Source organism: Sphingomonas sp. (assembly GCF_036677245.1).
Taxonomy (GTDB): domain Bacteria; phylum Pseudomonadota; class Alphaproteobacteria; order Sphingomonadales; family Sphingomonadaceae; genus Allosphingosinicella.
The window spans coordinates 21,307-27,306 of the sequence record NZ_JAKFCG010000009.1 but is presented as its reverse complement, the minus strand read 5'-3'; the positions used below and the strand labels follow the sequence as shown (position 1 = coordinate 27,306).

The 6,000-nt window shown below is 66.5% G+C and carries 6 protein-coding genes; 3 read left to right on the top strand and 3 right to left on the bottom strand.

The genetic code is table 11. The features are described from left to right. Positions 1–1,700: ATP-dependent helicase (locus V6M48_RS01025; RefSeq protein ID WP_332810656.1), on the bottom strand; the 1,700-nt coding region annotated here is incomplete at its 3' end. Between the two features lie 208 nt (positions 1,701–1,908). On the opposite strand from V6M48_RS01025, the gene V6M48_RS01020 reads away from it, so the two are divergent. Beyond that, positions 1,909–2,634: an EAL domain-containing protein gene (locus V6M48_RS01020; protein ID WP_443019023.1), complete on the top strand. Its 726-nt coding sequence runs from the start codon at positions 1,909–1,911 to the stop codon at positions 2,632–2,634. A 17-nt stretch (positions 2,635–2,651) separates the two neighbouring features. Here V6M48_RS01020 and rsmD read toward each other — a convergent pair whose 3' ends face one another. After that, positions 2,652–3,197, bottom strand: a complete 546-nt coding sequence (gene rsmD, locus V6M48_RS01015) for a 16S rRNA (guanine(966)-N(2))-methyltransferase RsmD (protein WP_332810654.1) — start codon at positions 3,195–3,197, stop codon at positions 2,652–2,654. A gap of 31 nt (positions 3,198–3,228) precedes the next feature. Beyond that, positions 3,229–3,933, bottom strand: coding sequence for a pseudouridine synthase (locus V6M48_RS01010; protein WP_443019024.1), 705 nt, complete (start codon positions 3,931–3,933; stop codon positions 3,229–3,231). Between the two features lie 190 nt (positions 3,934–4,123). Here V6M48_RS01010 and V6M48_RS01005 point away from each other — a divergent pair, with 190 nt between their 5' ends. Then, a complete protein-coding gene (locus V6M48_RS01005; protein WP_332810652.1) occupies positions 4,124–4,573 on the top strand; it encodes a response regulator in 450 nt (149 codons plus the stop codon). A 30-nt stretch (positions 4,574–4,603) separates the two neighbouring features. Beyond that, complete coding sequence (locus tag V6M48_RS01000; protein WP_332810651.1) at positions 4,604–5,977, top strand: AmpG family muropeptide MFS transporter; 1,374 nt, start codon at positions 4,604–4,606, stop codon at positions 5,975–5,977. The last annotated feature ends 23 nt before the right edge of the window (positions 5,978–6,000 follow it).

Below are 6,000 nucleotides of genomic sequence, written 5' to 3'. Positions count from 1 at the left end.
TCGAGGCCTTTGGCGGCGTGGATCGTCATGATCGTCACCTTGTCGGTGTCGCGCGCCTCGTCATTCTCCATCACCAGGCTGACGTGCTCGAGGAACGCGCCGAGCGTCTCATATTCCTCCATCGCACGCGTGAGCTCGGTCAGATTCTCGAGCCGCCCGGCGCTTTCCGCGGAGCGGTCCGCCTGCAGCATCGCGGTGTAGCCCGATTCGTCGAGCACCAGCCGCGCCAGCTCGGGGTGCGGCAGCTCGTCGAGCCGCGCCCGCCAGCGCGCGAAATCGCCGACCAGATTGCCCAATGCGCGGCGCGCCTGCGGCGTCAGCTCGTCGGTGTCGAGCATCTGCGCCGCGGCCGACAGCAATGGCGATCCGATCGTGCGCGCGAAGCTGTGGATCTTCGCCATCGCCTTGTCGCCGAGCCCGCGCTTGGGGGTGTTGGCGATCCGCTCGAACGCGAGATCGTCGGCCGGCTGGGCGATCACGCGCAGATAAGCGAGCGCGTCGCGGATCTCGGCGCGCTCGTAGAAGCGGAAGCCGCCGACGATGCGATAGGGCAGGCCGATCGCGATGAAGCGGTCCTCGAGCTCGCGCGTCTGGAATTGCGCGCGGACCAGGATCGCCACCTCCTCGAGCCGGCCGCCGCGATGCTGGAGCGTCTCGATCTCCTCGCCGATCCGCCGCGCCTCCTCGGGCCCGTCCCAGACGCCGATCACGTTGAGCTTGTCGCCCTGCGCCTCCTCGGTCCACAAGGTTTTGCCGAGGCGGCCGCTGTTGTGCGCGATCACGCCCGAGGCGGCGGCGAGGATGTGCGGGGTCGAGCGGTAATTCTGCTCGAGCCGGATGATCTTGGCGCCCGGGAAATCATGCTCGAAGCGCAGGATGTTCGCCACCTCGGCGCCACGCCACGAGTAGATCGACTGGTCGTCGTCGCCGACGCAGCAGATGTTCTTGCGCTCCTGCGCGAGCAGCCGCAGCCACAGATACTGCGCCTGGTTGGTGTCCTGATATTCGTCGACCAAGATATATTTGAAGCGCTGCTGATAGTTTTCGAGCACGTCGCGGTGGGTGCGCAGGATCGTCAGCATGTGGAGCAGGAGATCGCCGAAATCGCAGGCGTTCAATGTCTTCAGCCGCTCCTGGTAGCGCGCGTAGAGCTCGCCGCCGCGGCCGTTGGCATAGGCCTGGCTTTCGCCGGCATCGATCTGCGCCGGGGTCCAGCCCTTGTTCTTCCACTGGTCGATCAGCCCGGCGAGCTGGCGCGCCGGCCATCTCTTCTCGTCGAGATCGGCGGCGGTGATCAATTGCTTGAGCAGGCGCAGCTGGTCGTCGGTGTCGAGGATCGTGAAATTCGATTTGAGCCCGACCAGCTCGGCATGCCGGCGCAGCATCTTCGCGCCGATCGCATGGAAGGTGCCGAGCCACGGCATCCCCTCGACCGCATCGCCGATGATCCGCCCGACCCGCTCGCGCATCTCGCGCGCGGCCTTGTTGGTGAAGGTCACCGACAGGATCTCGGACGGCCACGCGCGGCGCGTCGCGATCAGATGCGCCAGCCGCGCGGTCAGCGCCGCCGTCTTGCCGGTCCCGGCGCCCGCGAGCACCAGCACCGGCCCTTCGGTCGTCAGCACCGCCTCACGCTGCGGCGGGTTGAGGCCGCGGATGTAAGCGGGTTCGGCGGCGGGGGCAGGGGCGAGATCGGTCACAGTGAACAGTTAGGGAACGCAAGGAGCGAAGACAATGCGTGAATTCCTGTCCGGCGAGGGCGGAGCGCCGCCACGTCGCGAGAGGGCGCATGCGATCCGCGCCGACCAGCACGACGCTAACCGATTGTTCGGAGATTGGTTTTAACAGCGCCCCTACGGAGGCGATAGAATGGCAGCTAAATGTTCCGGGTGCAGGGATGGTGCGGCTTTGCCGTTCGCGATCCGAACGGCGTTCCAGCCGGTCATCGATCTGAAAACCGGCAAGCCTTATGCTTATGAGGCGCTGGTGAGGGGCCCCAATGGCGAAGGCGCCGCCAGCGTGCTGGCGCAGGTGACTCCGGAAAACCGCTACGCTTTCGACCAGGCGTGCCGTGTTGCGGCGATCCGTGAAGCGATGGCTGCCGGCATCCTCGACACCGGCGCATCGCTGTCGATCAACTTCCTGCCCAATGCGGTCTATTCGCCGATGGCCTGCATCCAGCTGACGTTGCAGACCGCGCGCGAGACTGGCTTGCCGCTCGATCGGATCATCTTCGAGTTCACCGAGAATGAGCAGATCGACCCCGACCATCTCAGCGGCATCATCCACGCCTACCGGGAGATCGGCTTTCGCACCGCGATCGACGATTTCGGCGCCGGCCATTCCGGGCTTGCTTTGCTCGCCAATTTGCAGACGGACATCATCAAGCTCGACCGGGAACTCGTTCGGGATATCGACACCAGCCTGTCGCGCCGCATCATCGTCACCGGCCTGCTTCGGCTCGCTGATGAGCTCGGCCTCAAGGTCGTCGCCGAAGGCGTCGAGACCGGGGCGGAGCTGAATGCGCTCACCGACGCCGGCGTGCGCTACGTCCAGGGCTATCTATTCGCCAGGCCGGCGTTGGGCTGCCTTCCTCCGTTGTCGCACACGGTCGCTACGGCATTGGCGGCCTGAGCCCGCGCGGGAAGGGCCTAAATCTCCCGCCGGAACAAAGTCAGATAGGCCTTGCCGAACCTGCGCTCCGCTTCGATCGTGAACCCCGGCGGCGTCTCGAGGGGAGTACCGTCGGTTTCGACGCTGACCAGTCCGCCCGGCGCAACCCAGCCCGCATTACAGATCCGCTGCAGCGCCATTTCGGCGAGGCCGCTCCTGTAGGGCGGGTCGAGCAGGACGATGTCGCAGGGCCGCTCCGGCGGATGGGCATATTCTAGGGGCTGCGTCAGGACCTGGGTGCGATCGCCCGCGCCGAACGCGGCGATGTTGCGGTTGAGCGCGGCGATCGCGCTGCGGTCGCTCTCGACGAACAGGCAATGGGCCGCGCCGCGCGACAGCGCCTCGAGCCCGAGTGCCCCGGTGCCGGCGAACAGGTCCGCGACGTGCAGACCCTCGAAGGTGCCGACACGGCTCGCGAGGATCGAGAACAGGCCTTCGCGCGCGCGGTCGCTGGTCGGGCGCGTGTCGCGGCCCTCGGGGGCGCTGATTGGCCGGCCGCGCCATTCACCGGCGATGATCCTCATTTGCCCGGGGATCCTATCTGCCGAAATCTCCTCATTTAAGAGTCTTGCGGAACGTCGCCAGGTCGTTGCCGTGGATCTCGTCGACCGCGCCGCGCGGCAGGTCGCCGAGCGCGAACGGACCGTAAGCGGTGCGGATCAGCCGCGACACTTCCAGCCCGAGATGCTCGAGCACCCGCCGCACCTCGCGGTTCTTGCCTTCGGCGAGCCGCATCTCGATCCAGCCGTTGCGGCCGGTGCGCCGCTCGAGATTGGCGTCGATCGGGCCATAGCGCATGCCTTCGATCTCGATGCCGTGGATCAGCTCCTCGAGCTGCGTTTGGCTGACGTCGCCGAACACGCGCGCGCGGTAGGTGCGCTCGACTCCGGTCGAGGGAAGCTCGAGCTGCCGTTTCAGGCCGCCGTCGGTGGTGAGCAGCAGCAAGCCCTCGGTGTTCATGTCGAGCCTGCCGACCGGCATCAGCCGCGGCAGGCCCTTGGGCAGCCGGTCGTAGATCGTCGGCCGTCCCTTGGGATCGCTCGCCGCCGTCAGTACGCCGGTCGGCTTGTGGAAGCGGAACAGGCGCGCCGAGCCCGCCGCGGTCACGGGCTTGCCGTCGACGGTGACGTCCTTGAGCGAGGTCAGCAACGTCGCCGGTGTCTCGACCGGCGTGCCGCCGACTGAAATCCGCCCCTCGCCGATCATCCGCTCGACCTCGCGGCGCGATGCGACACCGGCGCGCGCGAGCAGCTTGGCGATGCGCTGCGCGCCCGGCGCAGAAGGCGATTCGCCGATGGAAGAGGGCGGTTTGGCCAGAAGATCCTCCGGGGTGGGGCCGCCGTCGGACAGCCGGAAAAATATTTGCGGTCAAGCGCATCGCCTGCCGGACACCGATCGCCCGGTCGCTCGTTACGCAACCAAATCGATCGAGTGAGGTGCGCGCACTATAATGTTGTTCGGCAAGCGCGAAAGGACAATCAAGCGCATCGTCATCGTCGAGGATGAACCGCTCGTCGCGTTCGACAGCGAGCATTTCCTCAACGACGCCGGTTACGAAGTGGTCGCAACCGTCGACAATCTCGCCGATGCCGTGCGTGTGATCGAGGAGGAGCTACTCGACCTCGTGCTGAGCGACATCAGCCTGCGCGGGGAGGGCGACGGCACCGACGTCGCGCGCGCCGCCGCGGCGAAGGGAGTGGCGGTGTTGTTCGTCACCGGAGACTGCCCGCCGGAGGCGCAGGGCCTCGGCCTTGGCTGGCTCGCCAAGCCCTATAGCGACAAGATGCTCAAGGCCGCGCTCGACACCCTGGACTCGCTGCGTTCGGGGCGCAAGATCGGCAAATTGCCGGCCGGCCTGAGCCTCTTCCGGACCGACGACGGGGCCGTGCAAAAAAGCTAGGCGAAGCGCGGGGAGGCGTTACAAGACACCATGGATCGCGCCGAAACGACCGCGCCGACTGATTGGCGCAGCCGGGTGCCGGATGGCATTCGTCCCTATCTCGAAAAGGCGCCGCTGGCTGCGCTGTTCCTCGGCATCTCGTCGGGCTTCCCCTATGCGATGATCGGCGCGACCTTGACGACGCGCCTCAAGCAGGACGGCATCGACAAATCGACGATCACCGCGTTCACCTTGGTGTTCCTCGCCTATAATCTGAAATGGCTCTGGGCCTGGATCGTCGATGGCGTGAAGCTGCCGCTTCTCGGCCGTCTCGGCCAGCGCGTGTCCTGGATGCTGGTGATGGGCACCTTGGTGATCGCCGCGGTGGTCAATCTGGCTTTGGTCGATCCGGCAGGAGACATAAGGGCAGTGGTGATTGCCGCCGTCCTGGTCGGCATCGCCGGGGCCAGCTTCGACATCGTCATCGATGCCTATCGGATCGAGATACTCGAGCCGCGGCAGCTCGGCGTCGGCTCGGGCATGACCCAATATGGGTGGCGCATCGGCTCGGCGGGCGCCGGCGCGCTCGCCTTGGTGGTCGCCGCCCGCTCGGGCTGGGAAGCAGCCTATCTCGCCTGCGCCGGGCTCGCGCTTCCGGCGATGCTGACGGCGCTGCTGGTCGGCGAGCCGGTCCGCCACCACGAGCCGAAAGGCCGCCAGGGCGTCGGCCGCGCGGTCGCCGCGATTTGGCGCCCGTTCGTCGAATTCTTCACGCGGCGCGGCGCATTCCTCGTGCTGCTGTTCATCCTGCTCCACAAGATCGGAGACACGCTCGCCAACCTGACCTTCCGCTTGCTGTTCGACGATCTCGGTTTCACCAATGACGAGATTGCGATCTACGATGTCGGGATCGGCTTCTGGGCCTATCTGATCGGCATCTTCGTCGGCGGCGTGCTCTATTCGAAGCTCGGCATGAAGCGGTCGGTGCTGATCAGCCTGATCCTGATGGCGGTGTCGAACCTGACCTTCGCTGCGCTCGCCCAGGCCGGACACAGCAATTGGGGCATGGCCGGCGCGATCGGATTCGAGAATTTCGCGAGCGGCATCGGCGGCGTCTGCGTGGTCGCTTATTTCTCGGCCCTGTGCGACCTGCGCTTCACCGCCGCCCAATATGCGTTGATCTCGGCGGCCGCGAGCGTCGTCGGGCGGGTCCTGACGGGAACGACCGCGGGATCGCTGATCGACGCGACCGGCTATGTGAACTTCTATCTGCTGACCACGCTCGCGGCGTTGCCGGGCATCATCCTCTTCTGGTTGATGATGCGCGCCGGCCTGATCGACAGCTCGATCGGTACGGCCGGCATCGAGGGCGAGGGCGACGCGCGGCAGGACGATGGGTCGGCGAACACAGCAGATGCTCGCTAAGTCTGAAACCGTCACGCGCTGAC

Bases quoted from the DNA above. Each gene is read 5' to 3' on its own strand.
- rsmD (WP_332810654.1), bottom strand. From the start codon at position 3,197: ATGAGGATCATCGCCGGTGAATGGCGCGGCCGGCCAATCAGCGCCCCC.
- V6M48_RS01005 (WP_332810652.1), top strand. From the start codon at position 4,124: ATGTTGTTCGGCAAGCGCGAAAGGACAATCAAGCGCATCGTCATCGTC.
- V6M48_RS01000 (WP_332810651.1), top strand. From the start codon at position 4,604: ATGGATCGCGCCGAAACGACCGCGCCGACTGATTGGCGCAGCCGGGTG.